The sequence below is a fragment of the Janthinobacterium sp. GW821-FHT03A03 genome (assembly GCF_059421435.1).
On the sequence record NZ_JBWKUZ010000013.1, the window covers coordinates 52,205 to 74,891 of the forward strand.

General features: G+C 62.7%; 22 protein-coding genes. All 22 read left to right on the forward strand.

What is annotated here, in order from left to right; translation table 11 throughout:
• Positions 1–42 precede the first annotated feature (42 nt).
• The 22 genes from AC07VI_RS20650 to hisH all read left to right on the forward strand — a co-directional run bounded on the left by AC07VI_RS20650 (position 43) and on the right by hisH (position 22,651).
• Positions 43–1,179, forward strand: coding sequence for a PAS domain-containing sensor histidine kinase (locus AC07VI_RS20650; RefSeq protein WP_086147047.1), 1,137 nt, complete (start codon positions 43–45; stop codon positions 1,177–1,179).
• A 137-nt stretch (positions 1,180–1,316) separates the two neighbouring features.
• Positions 1,317–1,997 carry a response regulator transcription factor gene (locus AC07VI_RS20655; protein ID WP_034753797.1) on the forward strand — a complete coding sequence of 227 codons (681 nt, stop codon included), beginning with the start codon at positions 1,317–1,319 and terminating at the stop codon, positions 1,995–1,997.
• A gap of 17 nt (positions 1,998–2,014) precedes the next feature.
• Positions 2,015–2,161 carry a hypothetical protein gene (locus AC07VI_RS20660; RefSeq protein WP_492991882.1) on the forward strand — a complete coding sequence of 49 codons (147 nt, stop codon included), beginning with the start codon at positions 2,015–2,017 and terminating at the stop codon, positions 2,159–2,161.
• 134 nt (positions 2,162–2,295) lie between these two features.
• Positions 2,296–3,003, forward strand: coding sequence for a transposase (locus tag AC07VI_RS20665; RefSeq protein ID WP_086147053.1), 708 nt, complete (start codon positions 2,296–2,298; stop codon positions 3,001–3,003).
• Between the two features lie 193 nt (positions 3,004–3,196).
• Positions 3,197–7,897: a glutamate synthase-related protein gene (locus AC07VI_RS20670; RefSeq protein ID WP_099375467.1), complete on the forward strand. Its 4,701-nt coding sequence runs from the start codon at positions 3,197–3,199 to the stop codon at positions 7,895–7,897.
• A 68-nt stretch (positions 7,898–7,965) separates the two neighbouring features.
• Complete coding sequence (locus AC07VI_RS20675) at positions 7,966–9,429, forward strand: glutamate synthase subunit beta (RefSeq protein ID WP_086147045.1); 1,464 nt, start codon at positions 7,966–7,968, stop codon at positions 9,427–9,429.
• Positions 9,430–9,669: 240 nt separating this feature from the next.
• Complete coding sequence (locus tag AC07VI_RS20680) at positions 9,670–10,479, forward strand: ABC transporter ATP-binding protein (RefSeq protein WP_086137632.1); 810 nt, start codon at positions 9,670–9,672, stop codon at positions 10,477–10,479.
• On the forward strand, positions 10,476–11,261 hold the full coding sequence (gene mlaE / locus AC07VI_RS20685) for a lipid asymmetry maintenance ABC transporter permease subunit MlaE (RefSeq protein ID WP_086147044.1): 786 nt from the start codon (positions 10,476–10,478) through the stop codon (positions 11,259–11,261). Before AC07VI_RS20680 ends, mlaE begins: the two co-directional genes overlap by 4 nt.
• A gap of 79 nt (positions 11,262–11,340) precedes the next feature.
• Positions 11,341–11,811: an outer membrane lipid asymmetry maintenance protein MlaD gene (gene mlaD / locus AC07VI_RS20690; RefSeq protein WP_086147043.1), complete on the forward strand. Its 471-nt coding sequence runs from the start codon at positions 11,341–11,343 to the stop codon at positions 11,809–11,811.
• On the forward strand, positions 11,808–12,692 hold the full coding sequence (locus AC07VI_RS20695) for an MlaA family lipoprotein (protein ID WP_492991873.1): 885 nt from the start codon (positions 11,808–11,810) through the stop codon (positions 12,690–12,692). The genes mlaD and AC07VI_RS20695 overlap by 4 nt, the downstream gene beginning before the upstream one ends.
• 72 nt (positions 12,693–12,764) lie before the next feature.
• Positions 12,765–13,400, forward strand: a complete 636-nt coding sequence (locus AC07VI_RS20700) for an MlaC/ttg2D family ABC transporter substrate-binding protein (protein ID WP_086147041.1) — start codon at positions 12,765–12,767, stop codon at positions 13,398–13,400.
• 52 nt (positions 13,401–13,452) lie between these two features.
• A complete protein-coding gene (locus AC07VI_RS20705) occupies positions 13,453–13,800 on the forward strand; it encodes an STAS domain-containing protein (RefSeq protein ID WP_070219654.1) in 348 nt (115 codons plus the stop codon).
• A 209-nt stretch (positions 13,801–14,009) separates the two neighbouring features.
• Positions 14,010–14,927 carry an ABC transporter ATP-binding protein gene (locus AC07VI_RS20710; protein WP_086147040.1) on the forward strand — a complete coding sequence of 306 codons (918 nt, stop codon included), beginning with the start codon at positions 14,010–14,012 and terminating at the stop codon, positions 14,925–14,927.
• Positions 14,924–15,685, forward strand: coding sequence for an ABC transporter permease (locus tag AC07VI_RS20715; protein WP_076569463.1), 762 nt, complete (start codon positions 14,924–14,926; stop codon positions 15,683–15,685). The genes AC07VI_RS20710 and AC07VI_RS20715 overlap by 4 nt, the downstream gene beginning before the upstream one ends.
• A gap of 46 nt (positions 15,686–15,731) precedes the next feature.
• Positions 15,732–15,968: a BolA family protein gene (locus AC07VI_RS20720; protein ID WP_010402134.1), complete on the forward strand. Its 237-nt coding sequence runs from the start codon at positions 15,732–15,734 to the stop codon at positions 15,966–15,968.
• Between the two features lie 4 nt (positions 15,969–15,972).
• Positions 15,973–17,223 (forward strand): UDP-N-acetylglucosamine 1-carboxyvinyltransferase, encoded by a 1,251-nt coding sequence (gene murA / locus AC07VI_RS20725; RefSeq protein ID WP_076569461.1) that lies wholly within the window; start codon positions 15,973–15,975, stop codon positions 17,221–17,223.
• Between the two features lie 12 nt (positions 17,224–17,235).
• Positions 17,236–17,916, forward strand: coding sequence for an ATP phosphoribosyltransferase (hisG, locus tag AC07VI_RS20730; RefSeq protein WP_035823105.1), 681 nt, complete (start codon positions 17,236–17,238; stop codon positions 17,914–17,916).
• 26 nt (positions 17,917–17,942) lie between these two features.
• On the forward strand, positions 17,943–19,268 hold the full coding sequence (gene hisD, locus AC07VI_RS20735) for a histidinol dehydrogenase (protein ID WP_086147039.1): 1,326 nt from the start codon (positions 17,943–17,945) through the stop codon (positions 19,266–19,268).
• Positions 19,265–20,236, forward strand: a complete 972-nt coding sequence (locus AC07VI_RS20740) for a DNA-methyltransferase (RefSeq protein ID WP_492991867.1) — start codon at positions 19,265–19,267, stop codon at positions 20,234–20,236. The genes hisD and AC07VI_RS20740 overlap by 4 nt, the downstream gene beginning before the upstream one ends.
• Before the next feature lie 33 nt (positions 20,237–20,269).
• Positions 20,270–21,364 carry a histidinol-phosphate transaminase gene (gene hisC, locus AC07VI_RS20745; RefSeq protein ID WP_086147038.1) on the forward strand — a complete coding sequence of 365 codons (1,095 nt, stop codon included), beginning with the start codon at positions 20,270–20,272 and terminating at the stop codon, positions 21,362–21,364.
• Positions 21,365–21,383: 19 nt separating this feature from the next.
• Positions 21,384–21,974 carry an imidazoleglycerol-phosphate dehydratase HisB gene (gene hisB / locus AC07VI_RS20750; protein ID WP_010402123.1) on the forward strand — a complete coding sequence of 197 codons (591 nt, stop codon included), beginning with the start codon at positions 21,384–21,386 and terminating at the stop codon, positions 21,972–21,974.
• Positions 21,975–22,012: 38 nt separating this feature from the next.
• The gene (gene hisH / locus AC07VI_RS20755) at positions 22,013–22,651 is read left to right on the forward strand and encodes an imidazole glycerol phosphate synthase subunit HisH (protein WP_086147037.1); all 639 of its coding nucleotides are present in this window, start codon (positions 22,013–22,015) and stop codon (positions 22,649–22,651) included.
• Positions 22,652–22,687 lie beyond the last annotated feature (36 nt).

Sequence of the window (22,687 nt, forward strand, 5' to 3'; positions counted from 1 at the left end):
CAAGCTCTATACTTGGCGTTTTGATCTTGCCAGGTGTAAAGCATGCTGCCCTTCCTGCCGTTCCTTTTACTGCTGCTTGCCGGCGCCATCCTCATGGCGCTGCGTTTCGTCCAGCTGCGCCGCGCCCTGCTGCGCGCGCGCGGGGGCGAAGCGCAGTTCCGCCTGCTGCTTGAACACGGCCGCGACGCGGTTTTCCTGCTCGACGCCGCCACCCTCGACCTGATCTACATCAGCCCCGCCGCGCAGCGCCTGACGGGCCACGACTTGCCTGCCTTGCGCGAACACGCGGCGCGCCTGGCGGCGGATGTGCCGGCCCGCTTGCAGCGCTGGCGCGACGGCGACGCCAGCCGCGTGACCTTGCTGCGCGAAGTGGCACTGGCGCACGCCGACGGGCATGCGCTGGCGCTGGAAATCAGCTCGACCATCTTGCCAGCCGCGCACGGGCGCGGCGTGACCCTCGCCGGCAGCGTGCGCGACGTCAGCGCGGCGCACGCGCAGGAAGCGGCGCGGGAACAGGAGCAGAAGCGTTTCGCCTCGATGCTGTCGCATGAATTCCGCACGCCGCTGGCCACCATCGACGGCGCCATCCAGCGCCTGGTGTCGACTTCCGCCGAGGCTGACGAGGCTACGCGCAAGCGCTATGTGAAAATCCAGACGGCTGTCGACCGTCTGCTGGCCATGATCGATGATTATTTGTCGCCCGAACGCATGGCGGCCATCGGCCGCGAGCGGGCCGCCGACGGCATCGCGCCGCTGGCCCTGCTGCAGCAGGCGGCCGCCACCGTGCCCGCCAGCCACCGCGTGCGGCTGGAACTCGATGAAGACTTGCCGGCCCGGCTGCGCTGCGACGTGCCCGGCATGGCCCTGTGCCTGAAAATCCTGCTCGATAACGCCGTCAAGTTCAGCCCGCCGGGCAGCAGCATCACCGTGGCGGGACGGCGGGCCAGCGCCGGCGGCGTGGAACTGTGCGTGCGCGACGAGGGTCCCGGCGTGCCGGAGGCGGAACTGGCGCATATCTTCGAAAAAGGTTTCCGCGGAACCCATGCCGCGCATCCGGGCGCGGGCCTCGGACTGTACATGGCCCGCGCCGTCGTGGACGTGCATGGCGGGAGTTTGCAGGGGCATAATCTGCCCGAAGGCGGGGCAGTTTTCCGGATTTGGCTGCCGCTTCCTGTCTAGACAAGGAAAAGCCTTGCTTCCGCTGAAGTCAACCGTGATAATTCCTTGACGTAAACCTATCAGCCCGTCCATCATGGTGCAGAAGTGAATGGCATGGTTTGCCCACGGTTTGCTTACTAACAAAGAATGGCGTAGCAATGACGAAAATATTGATCGTCGAAGACAATCTGGACTACGCCGAAGACATGGCGGAATTCCTCGTTGAGCTCGAGCACGAAGTGCATATCACCAGCTCCGCTGGCGGCATGTGGACTGCATTGAGCCATGGAAATGTGGGCGTGGTCGTGCTCGACCTGGGCTTGCCCGATGAAGACGGCTTCAATGTCATCCCCCGCATGCGCCAGCTGTATCCGCAAATCGGCGTGCTGGTGCTGACGGGGCGCGTCGCCTTCGACAGCCGCATCCTCGGCTTGCGCCTGGGCGCCGACCATTATCTGACCAAGCCGATCAAGTTCCCCGAGCTGGCGGCCCACATCGAGGCGCTCGACCGCCGCGTCGGCCCGCAAGACCCCGTGCCCGAGCCGGGCAAGTGGACCTTGAAAGTGAGCGCTCGCCAACTTGAACTGATGGGCGCCGTCATCGCCCTGACGGAAAAGGAATTCAACTTCCTGCACCTGCTGACCATCAACACCCGCCCCGTGCCGCGCGACGTCATCGTGGCCGGCATGGGCGGCGAAGACCCCGATGCGGGCCGCCGGGTCGACATGCTCGTGTACCGGCTGCGCAAGAAAGCCAAGACAGGCCTGGGCCAGGACTTGCCGCTGCGCAGCGCGTATGGCGAGGGCTACAGCCTGTCGGCCAGCTTCAATTTGTCCTGATCGCCAGAGCGGTCCACATGAAACTGCGTTTCCTGCTTGGGCTGTTGCTGATCGTTGGGGCGTCCAGTGCTGTCCTGTGGCTGCGTCAGGAATGGGAAATCGACAGCTGTCTCGACAATGGTGGCCGCTGGAACTATTCACTTAGTGTTTGTGAGGGGGCATGAGCATCCTGTTCTCAAATCAAGGGACAGAGTCAATCGCTTTTTCAGGTATTTCAAATAAAACAGGGTCAGAGTCGCGTCCTGCGCGCGCAAGTGTGTAAAATCAAGGCCTTAGCCTTCATTTCATGATTTCTGCCATGGCCCGTTTGCCCCGCCTCATCATTCCCGCACTGCCCCATTACGTGATCCAGCGCGGCAGCAACCGCCAGAGCGTGTTCCAGGATGCACTCGATTACGCGCAATTTTTGTCCTGGCTGAAAACGGGCGCGAAAATGTTCAAGGTGGCCATCCACGCCTATGTTTTGTTGCCCGATCAGCTACATTTATTGGCCACCCCCAGCGATGCGACGGGCCTGGGACAGCTGATGCAGTGGCTGGGACGCTATTACGTGCCGTATTTCAATCAAAAATACGGCCGTGAAGGGGCGCTGTGGCAGGGACGCTACAAAACTTCCGTCATCGATCCCGACAATTTCTTCCTCACCTGCTGCCGCTACCTGGAGTCCGTGCCCGTGCAGACGGGCCTGGCGGGCCAGGCGCTCGATTACAGCTGGTCCAGCTATGCCCACCATGCGGGCGTGCGCCCCGATCCCGTGATCACCGACCATGCGCTGTACTGGGCGCTGGGCAACACGCCGTTCGACCGCGAAGCGGCGTACCTGCGCCTGTTCGAGCAGGGCCTGGGCAGCAGCCAGGTCAAGGTGGTGGAACAGGCTGTATTGAAGGGCTGGCCCCTGGGTTCCGACGCGTTCAAGCAGGCGCTGGAACTGAAAATGCAGCGGCAAGTACTGCCTGCCAAGCGGGGCCGTCCCCGCAAAACCGTGGCCGCATCGGACGCCAATTGAAAAGCATTCACATTTAAAACAAAAATGGTTTCATTCTGACGATTTATTGAAATGGCTTCGACTATGTCCCTATTAAATTTTTCGGGAGACGCAAACCAATTTAATTCGACTCCGACCCTAATTGTTCTGGTTGAGTTTTTTGTTGCGTTGCACTACTCTAGTTTTTCGATATCCATACGCAGCGGAGAAGCCCATGAAAGCGCAAGGCCTGTACGACCCAGCCAATGAACACGATGCCTGCGGCGTCGGTTTCGTCGCCCATATCAAGGGCAACAAGACCCATTCGATCGTCGAACAGGGTTTGCTGATTCTGAAAAACCTCGATCACCGGGGCGCCGTGGGCGCCGATGCGCTGATGGGCGATGGCGCCGGCATCCTGATCCAGATTCCCGACCAGTACTACCGCGAAGAAATGGCCAAGCAGGGCGTGGAATTGCCGCCGCCTGGCGAATACGGCGTGGGCATGGTCTTCCTGCCGAAGGAACACGCGTCGCGCATCGCCTGCGAACAGGAAATCGAACGCGCCGTGCGCATCGAGGGACAAGTCGTGCTGGGCTGGCGCAACGTGCCCATCGATACGGACATGCCGATGTCGCCCACCGTGCGCGCCAAGGAACCCGTCATCCGCCAGATCTTCATCGGCCGCGGCCCGGACATCATGGTCACCGACGCGCTCGAGCGCAAACTGTATGTGATCCGCAAATCGTCGGGCCACGCCATCCAGGCCTTGAAACTGCTGCACGGCAAGGAATTCTTCGTGCCGTCGATGTCGGCCCGTACCATCGTCTATAAGGGCTTGCTGCTGGCCGACCAGGTGGGCGTGTACTACAAGGACTTGCAGGATGCGCGCTGCATCTCGGCCCTGGCCCTCGTGCACCAGCGCTTCTCGACGAATACCTTCCCCGAATGGCCGCTGGCCCACCCCTACCGTTTGATCGCGCACAATGGCGAGATCAACACGGTGAAAGGCAATTTCAACTGGATGCGCGCGCGCGAAGGCGTGATGAAGTCGGCCGTGCTGGGCGACGACCTGCAGAAACTGTTCCCGCTGATCTATGAAGGCCAGTCCGACACGGCCTGCTTCGACAATGCGCTGGAACTGCTGCTGATGGCCGGCTATCCGATCGCCCAGGCGATGATGATGATGATTCCGGAAGCGTGGGAAAACCACACGACGATGGACGACAACCGCCGCGCCTTCTATGAATACCACGCGGCCATGATGGAACCGTGGGACGGCCCGGCCGCCATGGCGTTCACGGACGGCCGCCACATCGGCGGCACGCTGGACCGCAACGGCTTGCGCCCGGCCCGCTACATCGTCACGGACGACGACCTGGTGGTGATGGCGTCCGAATCGGGCGTGCTGCCGATCCCGGAATCGAAAATCATCCAGAAATGGCGCTTGCAGCCTGGCAAAATGTTCCTGATCGACCTGGAAGCGGGCCGCATCATCGACGACCAGGAATTGAAAAACACCTACGCCAACGCCAAGCCGTACAAGGCGTGGATCAACTCGGTGCGCATCAAGCTCGACGAGATCAAGCTGGCCGAAGGACAAGCGAAACTGGACCGCGCCCAGGGCGAAAAGGCCCAGCCGTCGCTGCTGGACCGCCAGCAGGCGTTCGGCTACACGCAGGAAGACCTGAAATTCCTCATGGCGCCGATGGCACTGGCCGGCGAAGAGGCGACGGGCTCGATGGGCAATGACTCGCCGCTGGCCGTCATGTCGAACAAATTGAAGCCTTTGTATAACTACTTCAAGCAATTGTTCGCGCAAGTGACGAACCCGCCGATCGACCCGATCCGCGAAGCGATGGTGATGTCGCTGGTGTCCTTCATCGGCCCGAAACCGAACTTGCTCGATACCAACAACGTCAACCCGCCGATGCGCCTGGAAGTGGCGCAGCCCGTGCTGGGCTTTGACGACATGGCGCGCTTGCGCAATATCAGCGCCCACACGGGCGGCAAGTTCAAGTCGTACGAACTGGACATCTGCTACCCGCTGGCCTGGGGCAAGGAAGGCGTGGAAGCGTGCCTGGCCTCGCTGTGCGCGGAAGCCGTCGACGCCGTCAAGTCCGGCCACAACATTTTGATCGTCTCGGACCGCGCCATCTGCGCCGACCAGGTGGCGATCCCCGCGCTGCTGGCCACCTCCACCGTGCACCAGCACCTGGTGAGCAAGGGCTTGCGCGCCTCCACCGGCCTCGTCGTGGAAACGGGTTCGGCCCGCGAAACGCACCACTTCGCCCTGCTGGCGGGCTATGGCGCGGAAGCCGTCCACCCGTATCTGGCCATGGAAACTCTGGTCGAGCTGGCGCACGGCTTGCCCGGTGACTTGTCCGGCGACAAAGCCATCTATAACTACACGAAGGCGGTGGGCAAAGGCTTGATGAAAGTCATGTCGAAGATGGGCATTTCCACGTATATGTCGTACTGCGGCGCGCAGATTTTCGAAGCCATCGGCTTGAACAAGTCGCTGGTGGACAAATACTTCAAGGGCACGGCCTCGAACGTGGAAGGCATCGGCGTGTTTGAAGTGGCGGAAGAGGCGCTGCGCCTGCATGCGCTGGCCTTCGGCGACGATCCCGTGCTGATGGATAAGCTTGACGCGGGCGGCGAGTATGCGTTCCGCGTGCGCGGCGAAGACCACATGTGGACGCCGGACGCGATTGCCAAGCTGCAGCACTCCACGCGCAGCAACAATTTCTCCAGCTACAAGGAGTATGCGCAAATCATCAACGACCAGAGCCGTCGCCACCTGACCCTGCGCGGCCTGTTCGAGTTCAAGCTTGACCCGACCAAGGCCATCCCGCTCGACGAAGTGGAACCGGCCAAGGAAATCGTCAAGCGCTTCGCCACGGGCGCCATGTCGCTCGGCTCCATCAGCACGGAAGCGCACGCGACCCTGGCAGTGGCCATGAACCGCATCGGCGGCAAGTCGAACACGGGCGAGGGCGGCGAAGATCCGAACCGCTACACGCAGGAACTGAAGGGCATCCCGATCCGCCAGGGCGACACCATGGCGTCCATCGTGGGCAGCAAGCAGATCGTCGTCGATATTCCCCTGCAGGAAGGCGATTCCATGCGCTCGCGCATCAAGCAGGTGGCCTCGGGACGTTTCGGCGTCACGGCCGCCTACCTGAACTCGGCCGACCAGATCCAGATCAAGATGGCGCAAGGCGCGAAACCGGGCGAAGGCGGCCAGTTGCCGGGCCATAAGGTGTCCGAATACATCGCCAGCCTGCGCTTTTCCGTGCCGGGCGTGGGCCTGATTTCGCCGCCGCCGCACCACGACATCTATTCGATCGAAGACCTGGCGCAGCTGATCCATGACTTGAAGAACGCCAATCCGCGCGCCTCGATTTCCGTCAAGCTGGTGTCGGAAGTGGGCATCGGCACGGTGGCCGCCGGCGTCACCAAGGCGAAAGCCGACCACGTCGTCGTCGCCGGCCATGACGGCGGCACGGGCGCCTCGCCATTGTCGTCCGTGAAGCATGCGGGCACGCCGTGGGAGCTGGGTCTGGCTGAAACGCAACAAACATTAGTCTTGAACGGCTTGCGCAGCCGCATCCGCGTGCAGGCCGACGGCCAGATGAAGACGGGCCGCGACGTGGTGATCGCCGCCCTGCTGGGCGCCGACGAGATCGGTTTCGCCACGGCGCCGCTGGTGGTCGAAGGCTGCATCATGATGCGCAAATGCCACTTGAATACGTGCCCGGTGGGCGTGGCCACGCAAGACCCGGTGCTGCGCGCCAAGTTCTCGGGCAAGCCCGAGTATGTCGTCAATTACTTCTTCTTCGTTGCCGAAGAAGCCCGCCAACTGATGGCGCAGCTGGGCATCCGCAGCTACGATGAACTGATCGGCCGGGTCGACCTGCTCGACAAATCGAAGGCGATTTCGCACTGGAAGGCGCAGGGCCTGGACTTCTCGGCCATCTTCCACAAGCCGGAAACGACGGGCGAGCAAGCTTGCCGCCACGTGGAAAACCAGGACCACGCGCTGGAAAAGGCGCTCGACCACAAGCTGATCGCGCAGGCGCGCGCGGCGCTGGAAAAGGGCGAGCGCGTTTCCTTCATCTCGCCCGTGCGCAACGTCAACCGCACGGTGGGCACCATGCTGTCCGGCGAAGTGGCGAAGAAATACGGCCATGCCGGCTTGCCGGACGACACCATCCACATCCAGCTGCAAGGCACGGCGGGCCAGTCGGCCTGCGCCTTCCTGGCGCACGGCATCACGATCGACCTGGTGGGCGAGGGCAACGATTACGTGGGTAAAGGGCTGTCCGGCGGACGCATCATCGTGCGGCCGAATACGGAATTCCGTGGCTGGGCCGTGGACAACATCATCATCGGCAACACGGTGCTGTACGGCGCCATCGCCGGCGAAGCCTTCTTCAATGGCGTGGCAGGCGAACGCTTTGCCGTGCGCAACTCGGGCGCCACCACGGTGGTCGAGGGCCTGGGCGACCATGGCTGCGAATACATGACGGGCGGCACGGTGGTGGTGCTGGGCAATACGGGACGCAACTTCGCGGCCGGCATGTCGGGCGGCATCGCCTATGTCTATGACCCGGCCGGCGACTTTGCCAGCAAGTGCAACACGGCCATGGTCAGCCTGGACAAGGTCGTGTCCGCGGCGGAACAGCACGTCGACCGCGACGCCTGGCATACGCAGCACCGCGACGGCGCGCCGGAAGCCGATGAAGTGATCCTCAAGCGCCTGATCGAGCGTCACTTCAAGCACACGGGCAGCACCCGCGCCCGCGTCCTGCTCGACGACTGGGCCGCGGCGCGCGGCAAGTTCGTGAAGGTCTTCCCGAACGAATATAAGCGCGCGCTGATCGAAATGGCAGCCGACGCCGCCATGGAAGTGCAAGCCGTCGCCGCCTGAGCCAGCCAAGATCAATGATATGGGAGCGGCCGAGCCGCTCCCCGCCAGCCAAATACAAAGGAAACATCGTGGGTAAAATTACCGGCTTCATGGAATTCAAGCGCCAGGACGAGCACTATCTGGAGCCTGCCGCGCGTCTGAAGAACTACAAGGAATTCGTCTTGCACCTGTCGGACGCCCAGGCGACCGTGCAGGGCGCGCGCTGCATGGATTGCGGCATCCCCTTCTGCACCACGGGTTGTCCCGTGAATAACATCATTCCTGACTGGAATGACCTCGTGTATCGCGGCGCCTACCGCGAAGCGCTCGATACCCTGCATTCGACGAACAACTTCCCGGAATTTACGGGCCGCATCTGCCCGGCGCCGTGCGAAGCGGCTTGTACCCTGGGCATACACGAAGATCCGGTCGGCATCAAGTCCATCGAGCATAAAATCATCGACATGGGCTGGGAACACGGCTGGGTCACGCCGCAGCCGGCCTCTTTTAGTACTGGCAAGAAAGTAGCCATCGTCGGTTCCGGCCCCGCCGGCCTGGCGGCGGCGCAGCAGCTGGCGCGCGCCGGCCACGCCGTCACCGTGTTCGAGAAGAGCGACCGGGTCGGCGGTTTGTTGCGTTACGGCATCCCTGACTTCAAGATGGAAAAGTCGCACATCGACCTGCGCGTGAAACAGATGGAAGCCGAAGGCGTGGTGTTCCGCACCAGCGTGCTGGTCGGCAAGGATTTCCCTGCCAACGTGAACAACTGGGCAAAGGAAACCATTTTCCCGGAAGACCTGGAAAAAGAATTTGACGCCGTCATCATGGCCGGCGGCGCCGAGCAGCCGCGCGACTTGCCCGTGCCGGGCCGCGACCTGAAAGGCGTGCATTTCGCCATGGATTTCCTGCCGCTGCAAAACAAGGTCAACGCGGGCGACAAGCTCAAGGACCAGATCAAGGCCACGGGCAAGCACGTGGTGGTGATCGGCGGCGGCGACACGGGTTCCGACTGCGTGGGCACCTCGAACCGCCATGGCGCCGCTTCCGTGGCCCAGTTCGAACTGATGCCGCAGCCGCCGGAACAGGAAAACAAGCCGCTCGTCTGGCCGTACTGGCCGACCAAGCTGCGCACCTCGTCCTCGCACGAGGAAGGCTGCGAGCGCGACTGGGCCGTGGCCACCAAGCGTTTCGAAGGCAAGGGCGGCAAGGTGGAAAAGCTGATCGCCTGCAGAGTCGAATGGAAAGACGGCAAGATGAGCGAAGTGCCGAACTCGGAATTCGAGATGAAGGCGGACCTGGTCTTCCTGGCCATGGGGTTTGTTTCCCCTGTGCAACAAGTGCTGCAAGCGTTCGGCGTCGATACGGATGCGCGCGGCAACGTCAAGGCCGGCACGGACGGCGAAGGCTGCTACCAGACGTCGGTGCCGAAAGTGTTCGCGGCCGGCGACATGCGCCGTGGCCAGTCGCTGGTGGTCTGGGCCATCCGCGAAGGGCGCCAGTGCGCGCGCGCCGTCGATGCCTTCCTGATGGGTGCTTCCTCGCTGCCACGCTAACGATTTGAGCTGGATCAAGCCAGGGCCACGGCGTGCAATGCGCCGTGGCCCTTGTTACTTGCTCATGCCGCCGTTTGTGGGCGCGGCGCGCGTGCAGGCTCGCGTTTTTTACAATAAAATATCTGACTTTCGATTCATTAGTGTTGTATTCTCCCCCTGTCCCGGGCTGTCCAGCGGGGTGTCTCAGCAGAGATTGGTGTTTCTGCACTACAATACGCCATTAAAATAGTGAGCTTCGTCGTGCCAAATCTTGTTGAAATCCGTGATTTACACTTTGCCTATGGAGAACGTTCGATTTTATCGGGCCTTCAAATGGATTTCCCACGTGGAAAAGTTGTGGCCGTCATGGGTGGTTCCGGCAGTGGCAAGACGACCGTACTGCGCCTGATCGGCGGGCAGCTGCGTCCCAGTTCCGGCTCCGTCAATGTCGACGGCCAGATCGTGCATACGCTGGGGACGGACCAGCTATACCAGCTGCGCCGCAAGATGGGCATGCTGTTCCAGCATGGCGCCCTGTTTACGGACTTGACGGCGTTCGAGAACGTGGCCTTCCCCCTGCGCGAACACACGGACTTGAATGAAGAGCTGATCCGCACCCTGGTGCTGATGAAGCTGCACGCCGTGGGCTTGCGCAATGCGGCGCAATTGAAGCCGGCCGAGATTTCCGGCGGCATGGGCCGCCGCGTCGCCCTGGCGCGCGCCATCGCGCTCGACCCCGAACTGATCATGTATGACGAGCCGTTCGCCGGCCTGGACCCGATTTCCATGGGCGTGACGGCCAATTTGATCCGCAATCTGAACGATGCGCTGGGCTCCACGTCTATCCTGGTATCGCACGATGTAAAGGAGTGTTTTGCCATCGCTGATTACGTCTATTTTCTGTCATCGGGCAAGATTGTGGCGCACGGTACGCCGGCCGAAATGGCTGTCTCGACGCATCCGTACGTGAAGCAGTTCGTCAACGCCGAGGCCGATGGCCCCGTGCCGTTCCACTACCCGGGCAAGTCGCTGGCCGACGACCTGGGGCTGCACGCGGGAGCGGGCCGATGATCGCGGGTTTCCTGGCGGCGATCGGAGCATGGTTGCGCAATTCGGTACAAGACCTCGGCTTTGCCGTGCGTTCCTTCTTTCTCATCATCGCCTCTTCGGGGGGCTTGTGGCGCCGTCCGCACTTGCTTCTCGAGCAATTGTTTTACATCGGCAGCCGCTCGGTGGTGATCATCGCCGTGTCCGGCCTGTTCGTCGGCATGGTGCTGGGTTTGCAAGGCTATTACACGCTGAGCACCTTTGGCGCGACGCAATCGCTGGGGCAATTGGTGGCGCTGTCACTGATGCGTGAGCTGGGTCCGGTCGTCACGGCCCTGCTGTTCGCTGGCCGCGCCGGCACCTCGCTGACGGCCGAAATCGGCCTGATGAAGGCCGGCGAGCAGCTGTCGGCCATGGAAATGATGGCCGTCAACCCGATCCAGCGCGTGCTGGCGCCCCGTTTCTGGGCCGGCGTGATCGCCATGCCTATCCTCGGCGGCATCTTCACGGCCGTCGGCGTCATCGGCAGCTACCTGGTCGGCGTGGTGCTGATCGGCGTCGATGAAGGCTCGTTCTGGTCGCAGATGCAGGGCGGCGTAAATGTTTGGAAAGATATTGGCAACGGTACCTATGTCAAAAGCTTGGTCTTCGGCATTGCGGTGACGTTCATCGCGCTGTTCCAGGGTTACCAGGCACAGCCGACGCCGGAAGACGTGTCCGGCGCCACCACGCGCACTGTTGTTATTTCGTCACTGATGGTGTGGTGGCTCGATTTCATGATGACGGCTTTGATGTTTAGCAAGTAATTACAGATCAGCAAAAAAAATAGCGGCCTGGGCGGGATCTGCGCAGGTGGCGGCAAGTAAAAATTATTTAGGATTGTTTATGCAACGTAAATCTTTGGATGTCTGGGTAGGCTTGTTCGTCTTGCTGGGCGTGGCGGCGGTGATGTTTCTCGCGTTCAAGGCCGGCAATATGAGCTCGCTGTCGTTCAGCAAGACGTATACCATTACTGCGAAATTCGACAACATTGGCGGCCTCAAGCCGCAGGCGCCCGTCAAGGGCGCCGGCGTGGTGGTCGGGCGCGTGGCGGAGATCCGCTTTGACGACAAGACCTACCAGGCGCTGGTGAAACTGGACATCGAAGACGGTTACAAATTTCCGAAAGACAGCTCGGCCAAGATTCTGACGGCCGGTTTGCTGGGTGAGCAGTATATCGGCCTGGAAGCGGGCGGTGATCTGGCGAACCTGGCAGAGGGCGACAAGATCGCCCGCACTCAATCGGCCACAGTGCTGGAAGACCTGATCAATCAGTTCATCTACAGCAAGGCAGCGGAAGGAAAGGACAGCAAATGAGCGAGTCGACCATGAAATTCCAAGGCAGCCTGGCGCGTATCGGCCTGGCCCTGGCCATCGCCGCCAGCGTGAGCGCGTGCGCCACCGGCACCAATCCGCGCGACCCGCTGGAAGGGTATAACCGCGCCATGTTCAAGTTCAACGATACCGTCGACCAGGTGGCGCTGAAACCTGTCGCCACGGCCTACAAGACGGTCACGCCGTCGTTCGTGCAGACGGGCATCGGCAACTTCTTCGGCAACCTGGCCGATGTGTGGAGCGCCGTAAATAACTTGCTGCAAGGCAAGGGCGAGGCGGGCTTGCAGGACGTCGTGCGCGTCAGCATGAACTCGACCTTCGGCATTTTCGGCCTGATCGATTTCGCCTCGCAGGCGGGCATTCCGAAGCACAGCGAAGATTTCGGCCAGACCCTGGGCTGGTATGGCGTCCAGCCTGGTCCGTACGTGATGCTGCCGCTGCTGGGCCCATCGACCGTGCGCGACACGGTGGCCCTGCCGCTCGACATCACGGGCGATCCATGGCGCTACAAGGACCCGGTCAATGTGCGCAATATCGGCACGGTAACGCGCGTGGTCGACAAGCGCGCCGCCCTGCTCGACGCGACGAACCTGATGGAAGCGGCCGCGCTGGACCGCTATGAATTCATCCGCGACGGCTTCCTGCAGGCGCGCGAAAGCAAGGTTTTCGATGGCGATACGGACCGCCGCGACCGCAAAGTGCCAAAAAACGACACCAGCGATGACGCGCCCGAGTACGATGCGAAACCACAGCCGGCCCCTGCGGAAGCCCCGCCAGCCGTGGCGGCGGCCGATGTTGTGCCCGCCGGCCTCGTAACATCTGGTAGCAATACCGTGGCCGCCGAGGCCAGGCCCCAGGAGTAAACTGCGGGACAAGACCACCACGGCTGCGATCAACGCCAGCCGGTGCATAGCAACACCATGAAAGGTAGAACCATGAAATTGATGAAACAATTGCTGGCGATGGCGACCATCGCCTTTGCCACCGCCGCCCAGGCCGCCCCTGCCGTGGAAGCGCCCGACGTATTGGTCAAGCGCATCAGCCAGGACGTGATCGATACGGCCAAGGCCGACAAGGCGATCCAGGCGGGTGATATCAAGCGCGTCACGGAATTGGTAGAAAGCAAAATCTTGCCGTACGTGGATTTCCAGCGCATGACGTCGCTGGCCGCCGGCCGTTTCTGGCGCGACGCCACGCCGGATCAGCAAAAGCAGCTGTCGGCGGAGTTCCGTACCCTGCTGATCTACACGTATTCGGGCGCCTTGTCGCAGATCAAGAACGAAACCGTGGAATTCAAGCCGCTGCGCGCCGACCCGAGCGATACGGAAGTGGAAGTGCGCTCGCAGGTCAACGTGGCGCGCGGCGAACCCGTGCCCCTGAACTACCGCGTGGCGAAAACCCCGGCCGGCTGGAAGATCTATGACATCAACGTGCTGGGCGCCTGGCTGGTGGAAACCTACAAAAGCAGCTTTGCCAGCGAAATCAGCAAGGGCGGCATCGATGGCCTGATCAAGACCCTGCAGGCAAAAAACAAGGCCCTGGCCAGCCGTCCTGCCGCCAAAGCCAAATAATCGGCTATCATATAGCTCCAGACCCAGCTCCAGACCAGCGCAGCCCGACGCCATGCCCGATTCTCTCGACACCTTGCAGTCCCTGACTTCCCTGACCGTGCACAATGCCACTTCGGCATTGGAGCAGGGTCTGGACGCCATCCGCTCGGGTCAGACGAAGTTCGATCTGCGCAACGTCAAGGCCGTCGATTCGGCCGCCGTCTCCGTCATGCTGACGTGGCAACGCGCCGCGCAGGATGCGGGCGGCGTGCTGGAGCTGAAGAACCTGCCGAACAACCTGAAAAACCTCACCAAGCTGTATGGCGTCTGCTCGCTCGTCTCGAGCACCCTGACGGCTGACGACTGCGCCAGCGCCGGCGGCCACGCCGAACGCAGCCCGTCCGACCTGCATCATCATTGATCCTGTCCCACTCCCCGCATCAGCAGTAGCTTTCAAGCCGGCAAGCCAGCAGCGCCGCCGGATTGAACTCCAAGTGTTCCACGAAGTTTCCAACTATAATTGACTGTTGCGCTACCCTCCACGGAAGGGGCGCCCTGCACCGGCCTGCCGGCCTGGATTGTCCCGGCACTGGCGCATCACACCAGACGCATTACACTTGAAACAAGCACATGACCGCAATTCAAATCACGAATGTAGAAAAGAGCTATAAATCGCTCAAGGCGCTGGGCGGCGTGTCGCTGGCCATCGAGGAAGGCGAGTTTTTCGGCCTGCTCGGCCCGAATGGCGCCGGCAAGACCACCCTCATTTCCATCATCGCCGGCCTGATACGCCCCGACGCGGGCACCGTCAAGATCCACGGCCACGACGTGGTCAAGGACTTCCGCAACGCGCGCCGCAACCTGGGCGTGGTGCCGCAGGAACTGGTGTTCGACCCGTTTTTCACCGTGCGCGAAACCCTGCGCCTGCAGTCCGGCTATTTCGGCCTGCCGAACAACGACAAGTGGATCGACGAGGTCATGGAAAACCTCGACCTGACCGGCAAGGCCGACACCAACATGCGCGCCCTGTCCGGCGGCATGAAGCGCCGCGTGCTCGTGGCCCAGGCGCTGGTGCACAAGCCGCCCGTCATCGTGCTCGATGAGCCGACGGCCGGCGTCGACGTGGAGCTGCGCCAGACCCTGTGGAAGTTCATCTCGCGCCTGAACCGCGAGGGCGGCCACACGGTCGTGCTGACCACCCACTACCTGGAAGAGGCGCAAGCCATGTGCCAGCGCGTGGCCATGCTGAAGACCGGCAAGGTGGTGGCGCTCGACACCATGTCGGCGCTGATCCGCCGCATCGCCGGCTCGCAGCTGCAGCTGCACCTGAAAAACGGCAGCCTGCCGGCCGACCTGCGGCACCTGGTGCTGCACCCGGAAGAACAGCAGGCGCCGAACAAGTTCAGCCTGCGCGTCAACGAATACAGCGAAGTCGAGAAAATCCTCGCCCGCCTGCGCGAGGCGGGCGTCGAAATCGATGAAATGCAATTGCAACAAGCCGACCTGGAAGATATCTTCTTGCAGATCATGGATAAAGGTACCGTATGATTTCGACAGGATTTCGCACCCTCGTCTACAAAGAGACGCTGCGCTTCTGGAAAGTGGCGACGCAAACCGTGGCCGCGCCCGTGCTCACGTCCATGCTGTACCTGCTGGTGTTCGGCCATGTGTTGGATGGCCGCGTCGAGCCCAGCCCCGGCGTCAGCTACACGGCCTTCCTGATTCCCGGCCTGGTGATGATGAGCGTGCTGCAAAACGCATTTGCCAATTCCTCGTCCTCGCTGATCCAGTCGAAGATCACGGGCAACCTGGTGTTCGTGCTGCTCACCCCCCTGTCGCACTGGGAAATCTTCTCGGCGTATGTACTCGCTTCCGTCGCGCGCGGCCTGGCCGTGGGCTTTGGCGTCTTTGCCATCACCTGCTGGTTCGCCGACCTGTCGTTTGTCGCCCCGCTGTGGATCGTCATCTTCGCCTTCCTGGGCGCCGCCATGCTGGGCACCATGGGCCTGATCGCCGGCATCTGGGCCGAGAAATTCGACCAGCTGGCCGCCTTCCAGAACTTTTTGATCATGCCGGCCACCTTTTTGTCGGGCGTGTTCTATTCGATCCACTCGCTGCCCGCCTTCTGGCAGACGGTATCGCACCTGAACCCTTTCTTCTACATGATCGACGGCTTCCGCTACGGCTTCTTCGGCACCTCCGACGTCAGCCCGTGGCTCAGTCTTTCCATCGTCGCCGGCTTCCTCGTGATCCTGGCGCTGGCATCGATCCGCCTGCTGAAGAGCGGCTATCGTTTGCGCCACTAATTGCGGCACATCACATCACTACATTATTCAATATCAAGGACTTATCGTGACCACCACTCCAGAACTGATCCACGGCTACCTGTCGGCCGGCCTCGAATGCACGCACCTCGAAGTGGAGGGCGACGGCCAGCACTTCCAGGCCGTGATCGTCTCGCCCGCGTTTGCCGGCAAGCGCCTGATCGCCCGCCACCAGATCGTCTACGCGGCGCTGGGCGACCGCATGCGCGAGGAAATCCACGCGCTGTCGATGAAAACCCTGACACCTGAAGAATTCCAAGGATAAGCACATGGACAAGCTCCTCATCAACGGCGGCAACCGCCTGAACGGCGACATCGCCATCTCCGGCGCGAAAAACGCCGCCCTGCCCATCCTGTGCGCGGGCCTGCTGACCGCGGGCGACCTGGACCTGACGAACGTGCCGCACCTGCACGACGTGGCCACCATGCTCAAGCTGCTGGGCCAGACGGGCCTGAAAGTGCAGCAGGACGGCGACCGCGTGGTCCTCAACGGCAGCGCCATCACCACCCTGGAAGCGCCGTATGAACTGGTGAAAACCATGCGCGCCTCGATTCTCGTGCTCGGCCCCATGCTAGCGCGCTTCGGCGAAGCCAAGGTCTCGCTGCCGGGCGGCTGCGCCATCGGTTCGCGCCCCGTCGACCAGCACATCAAGGGCCTGGAAGCGCTGGGCGCCGAGATCCGCATCGAGGCCGGCTACATCTACGCCAAGTGCGCCAAACTGAAAGGCGCGCGCATCGTCACCGACATGATCACCGTCACCGGCACCGAAAACCTGCTGATGGCCGCGACCCTCGCCGAAGGCGAGACCATCCTGGAAAACGCCGCCTGCGAACCGGAAGTGACCGACCTGGCGCACCTGCTGGTGGCCATGGGCGCGAAGATCGACGGCATCGGCACCAGCCGCCTGGTGATCCAGGGCGTCGACGCCCTGCACGGCGCCTCGCACGCGGTGATTGCCGACCGCATCGAAACGGGTACCTTCCTGTGCGCCGTGGCGGCCACCGGCGGCGACATCACCCTGCGCAACGTGCGCACCGACATCCTCGACGCGGCGCTCGACAAGCTGCGCGCCATGGGCCTGACGATGACCTTCGGCGCCGACTGGATCCGCGCCGAGATGTCGGCCCGTCCGAACCCCGTCAGCTTCCGCACCACGGAATACCCGGGCTTCCCGACCGACATGCAGGCGCAGTTCATGGCCGTCAACACGATCGCCAACGGCGCCAGCCGCGTCACCGAGACGATTTTCGAGAACCGCTTCATGCACGTGCAGGAAATGAACCGCCTGGGCGCCGACATCACCATCGAGGGCAACACGGCCATCATCGCCGGCGTCAAGCAGCTGCGCGGCGCGCCCGTGATGGCGACCGACCTGCGCGCCTCGGCCTCGCTGGTGATCGCCGCCCTGGCCGCCGACGGCGAAACCCTGATCGACCGCATCTATCACCTCGACCGTGGCTACGACCGCATGGAAGTCAAATTGTCGGCCGTCGGCGCGAACATCGTACGTATTAAATAACAAGGAACGAGCATGAACGGATCGAACAACGGTGACAGCTCCCAGCTGATCCTGGCGCTGTCAAAGGGCCGCATTTTTGAAGACACCATGCCGCTGCTGGAAGCGGCCGGCATCAAGGTGCTGGAAAACCCGGAGACTTCGCGCAAGCTGATTTTGGCCACCAATGATCCGAACGTGCGCGTCATCATCGTGCGCGCCAGCGACGTGCCGACCTACGTGCAGTACGGCGCGGCCGATTTCGGCGTGGCGGGCAAGGATGTGCTGCTCGAACACGGCGGCGAAGGCCTGTACCAGCCGATCGACCTGAATATCGCCTCCTGCCGCATGTCGGTGGCGGTGCAGGCCGGTTTTGACTACGAAAAGGCCGTGCACCAGGGCGCGCGCCTGCGCGTGGCTACCAAGTTCGTGCACACGGCGCGCGAGCACTTCGCCGCCAAGGGCGTGCACGTCGACCTGATCAAGCTGTATGGCTCAATGGAGCTGGCGCCGTTGGTCGGCCTGTCCGACGCCATCGTCGACCTGGTCAGCACGGGCAGCACTTTGCGCGCGAACAACCTCGTCGAGGTCGAGCACATCATGGAAATTTCGTCGCGCCTGGTGGTCAACCAGGCGGCATTAAAGCTCAAGCGCGAGCGCTTGCAGCCGATTATCGAGGCGTTTGAACGCGCCTCGCAAACTGCCTCACAAGCCTAGACACATTCAGTAGCAGAAAGCCGATTATGCCGATACAGATACGCAAGCTCGATTCAAGCCAGGAAGGTTTCCAACAATCGCTCGATACGCTGCTGGCGTTCGAGGCGGGTACCGATGCGGCGATTGAAACGTCGGTCGCAAAAATCCTGGCCGATGTGAAAACGCGCGGCGACGCCGCCGTCCTGGAATACACCAACCGTTTCGACCGCATCCCGCATGGCGGCGCGGCGGAAATGGCGGCGTTTGATATTTCGCAAGCCGAACTGCAGGCGGCCCTGAACGGCCTGCCGTCGGCCCAGCGCGAGGCGCTGCAGATCGCCGCGCAGCGCATCCGCGCCTTCCACGAACGCCAGCGCGAGGAACTGCGCGGCTTTAGCTACACCGAGCCCGATGGCACGGTGCTGGGGCAAAAAATCACGCCGCTGGACCGGGTCGGCATCTACGTCCCGGGCGGCAAGGCCGCGTATCCGTCGTCCGTGCTGATGAACGCCATTCCCGCGCACGTGGCGGGCGTGGGCGAGATCACCATGGTGGTGCCGACGCCCGATGGCGTGAAAAACCAGATGGTGCTGGCCGCCGCCGCGATCGCGGGCGTGACGCGCGTGATCACCATCGGCGGCGCGCAAGCCGTCGGCGCGCTGGCCTACGGCACGCAGACGATCGCCGCCGTCGATAAAATCGTCGGCCCGGGCAACGCCTATGTAGCCGCCGCCAAGCGCCGCGTGTTCGGCATCGTCGGCATCGACATGATCGCGGGGCCTTCCGAAATCCTGGTGCTGTGCGACGGCACGACGGACCCGGACTGGGTCGCCATGGACCTGTTTTCGCAGGCCGAGCACGACGAGCTGGCGCAGGCCATCCTGCTGTGCCCGGACGCCGCGTACATCGCGCAAGTGGAGGCGAGTATCGCCAGGCTGCTGCCGACGATGCCGCGCCAGGCCACCATCAGCACTTCGCTGGCCGACCGCGGCGCGCTGATCAAGGTGCGCAGCATGCAAGAAGCGTGCGAGATCGCCAACAGCATCGCCGCCGAACACCTGGAAATCTCGGCGGACAACCCGCAGCAGTGGGCCGAGCAGATCCGCCACGCGGGCGCCATGTTCCTGGGCCGCTTTTCGTCCGAATCGCTGGGCGACTATTGCTGCGGTCCCAATCACGTGCTGCCGACGTCGCGCACGGCGCGCTTTTCGTCGCCGCTGGGCGTGTACGACTTCCAGAAGCGCTCGTCCATCATTCACGTGAGCGAAGCGGGCGCGCAGACCCTGGGCCGTGTCGCCGCCACCCTGGCGTATGGCGAAGGCTTGCAGGCCCACGCGCGCAGCGCCGAACTGCGTCTGAAGCCGCAGCCATGACGACGATGGCGGACCAGCCGGACTGGGTCAACCGGGTCTATTGCGAAGACGCGCTGGCGGGGCTGGCGCGCATTCCCGATGGTTCCGTGGACCTGATCCTGACGGACCCGCCTTACAACCTGGGCAAGGATTACGGCAATGCCTCGGACCAGCAGTCGGTGGCCGACTACCTGCGCTGGACGGAAGAATGGATCGATGCGGCGCTGCCCAAGCTGAAAGCCAACGGCAGCCTGTATATCTTTCTGACCTGGCGCTATTCGCCGGAGATCTTCGTCATGCTGAAACAGCGCATGGCGATGATGAATGAAATCATCTGGGACCGCCGCGTGCCGTCCATGGGCGGCAGTGTGCGCAGCTTTTCATCGGTGCACGACACCATCGGCTTCTTCGTCAAGCGCAAGGATTACTACTTCGACCTTGACGCGGTGCGCATCGCCTACGACGCGGCCACCAAGAAAGCCCGCTCGCGCTCGATCTTCATCGGCGCGAAATGGCTGGAAGTGGGCTACAACCCGAAAGACTTGTGGAGCGTCTCGCGCCTGCACAAGGAACACCCGGAACGGGCCGACCACCCGACGCAAAAGCCGCTGGAAATCATCGAGCGCATGGTCAAGGCCTCGTGCCCGCCCGGCGGCGTGGTGCTCGACCTGTTCATGGGCAGCGGCACCACGGCCCTGGCGGCCAGGCGCTGCGGACGCGATTTCGTCGGTTTTGAGCTCAATCCCGACTACTGCGCCATCATCGAGCAGCGCCTGGCGGCATTGACGCAGGAGCTGGCCGAGCCGGCCGCGCCGCAGCCTGAGAAAAAGGCGCCGGCCAAGCGCCGTGCCGCGGCGACGGGTGCCGCGCCGAAGGCCGCCAAGGCGACCGCGAAGAAGCCGGCGGCGGCGAAAAAGCCGCCCGCCGTGAAAAAAGCGCCGGCCCGCAAGGCGCGCAACGTTAGCGTGCCGGAAGACGTCGTCGTTTAGTCTCCATTAAATTTCATCAGGAGTGTTTGCAGCATGTCTTTCCTCGATCAGTTAATCAGCAACACCGTGCGCGCCGATGTGCGGGCCGTCAAAAGCTACCAGGTCGCCGACGCCAGCGGCTACATCAAGCTCGATGCGATGGAAAACCCGTATCCGCTGCCGCAGCAGTTGCGCGAGGAACTGGGCGCGCGCCTGGCCGGCGTGGCGCTGAACCGCTATCCGCCGTCCTACGCCAGCCTGCAGCAAGCCATCTGCGCCAAACTGGGCGTGCCGGCCGGCTATGACGTCATGCTGGGCAACGGCTCCGATGAGCTGATCTCCATCCTGGCCATGGCTTGCGCCCGCCAAGAGCCGGGCCAGCGCGCCGTGCTGCTGGCGCCCGTGCCGGCCTTCGTCATGTATGCCCGTTCGGCGCAGTTTGCCGGCATGGATTTCGTCGGCGTGCCCCTGCGGGCCGATTTCAGCCTGGATATGGACGCCATGCTGGCGGCGATCGAAGCGCACCGCCCGGCGCTGGTCTTCCTCGCCTATCCGAACAACCCGACGGGCAACCTGTTTGCCGGCGCCGACATCGAGCGCCTCCTGGCCGCCCTCGGCGACACGGGCATCGCCGTCGTCGACGAAGCCTACGAGCCGTTCGCGCAGCACAGCTTCATGGGCCGCCTGCCCGAATTCGAGAACCTGGTGGTGATGCGCACCGTGTCGAAACTGGGCCTGGCGGGCATTCGCCTCGGCTATATGTCGGCCGCGCCGGCCCTGCTGGCGCAGTTCGAGAAAGTGCGGCCGCCGTATAACGTGAATGTGCTGACGCAGGCGGCGGCCGAATTCGCGCTCGAGCACCTCGACGTGCTCAATGCGCAGGCGGACTTGCTCAACAGCGCGCGCGACGAACTGGCGCTGCGCCTGGCGGAACTGCCGGGCGTGACGGTATTTCCCTCGAAGGCAAATTTTCTTCTGATTCGTGTGGCTGATTCCGACGATGTTTGCGCAAAACTGCTTGCCCGCAGGGTTTTAATTAAAAATATGAGTAAAATGCATGCTGCGCTGGCCAATTGCCTGCGCATCAGCGTCAGCACCCCGGAAGAGAATTCCCTTTTTTACGATGCCTTCAAGGCATCCCTCGTTTAGCTAATCGCCAGAGCCTCCCATGAACCGCACCGCAGAAATCACGCGCAACACCAACGAGACGCAAGTTCGCGTCGCCCTCAACCTGGACGGCACGGGCCAGCAAAAGCTCAACACCGGCGTGCCCTTCCTCGACCACATGCTGGACCAGATCGCCCGCCACGGCCTGATCGACCTCGATATCGAGGCGACGGGCGACGTGCATATCGACAACCACCATACGGTGGAAGACGTGGGCATCACCCTGGGCATGGCCGTGGCCAAGGCCATCGGCGACAAGAAGGGCATCCGCCGCTACGGCCACGCCTACGTGCCGCTGGACGAGGCGCTGTCGCGCGTGGTGCTCGATTTCTCGGGCCGCCCTGGCATCGAATACCACATCCCGTTTACGCGCGCCATGATCGCCGGTTTCGACGTCGACCTGACGCTGGAATTTTTCCGCGGCTTCGTCAACCATGCGGGCGTGACATTGCATATCGACAACTTGCGCGGCACGAATGCCCACCACCAGTGCGAAACCGTGTTCAAGGCCTTTGGCCGCGCGCTGCGCATGGCTGCCGAGCTCGACGAGCGCGCGGCCGGCATCATTCCATCGACCAAGGGCAGCCTGTAAGCGCCGCGCTCGCTATATTGTAGATTCCGGGATTAAACATGAATAAAATTGTGGTGGTGGATTACGGCATGGGCAATTTGCGCTCGGTGGCGCAGGCGCTGCGTGCCGTGGCGCCGGAGGCCGACGTGCGCATTTCCGGCGCACCCGCCGACATCGACGGCGCCGACCGCATCGTCCTGCCGGGCCAGGGCGCCATGCCCGACTGCATGCGCAGCTTGCGCGAATCGGGCGTGCTCGAGGCGCTGTTGCGCGCCGCCAACAGCAAGCCCGTGCTCGGTGTGTGCATCGGCGAGCAGATGCTGTTCGACGCCAGCGAAGAGGGCGATGCGGCCGGTCTGGGCTTGCTGCCGGGCAAAGTCGTGCGTTTCCAGCTCGACGGCCAGGTGCAGGAAGACGGTTCGCGCTTCAAGGTACCGCAAATGGGCTGGAACCAAGTGCGGCAGACGGCATCCCATGCCATGTGGGATGGCATTGCCGACAATGCTTATTTTTACTTTGTGCACAGCTATTTTGCTCAGCCTCAAGTCGCGGCGCACACGGTGGGCGAGACTGTCTATGGCGCGCCGTTCGCCTGCGCCGTCGCCCGTGATAATATTTTCGCGACACAGTTCCACCCTGAAAAAAGCGCTGCCGCTGGTTTGCAGCTGTACAAGAACTTCGTTCACTGGCAACCTTGACCTTGGTTTTCCGGCTTTTTTTCCGCTTCTCACTCA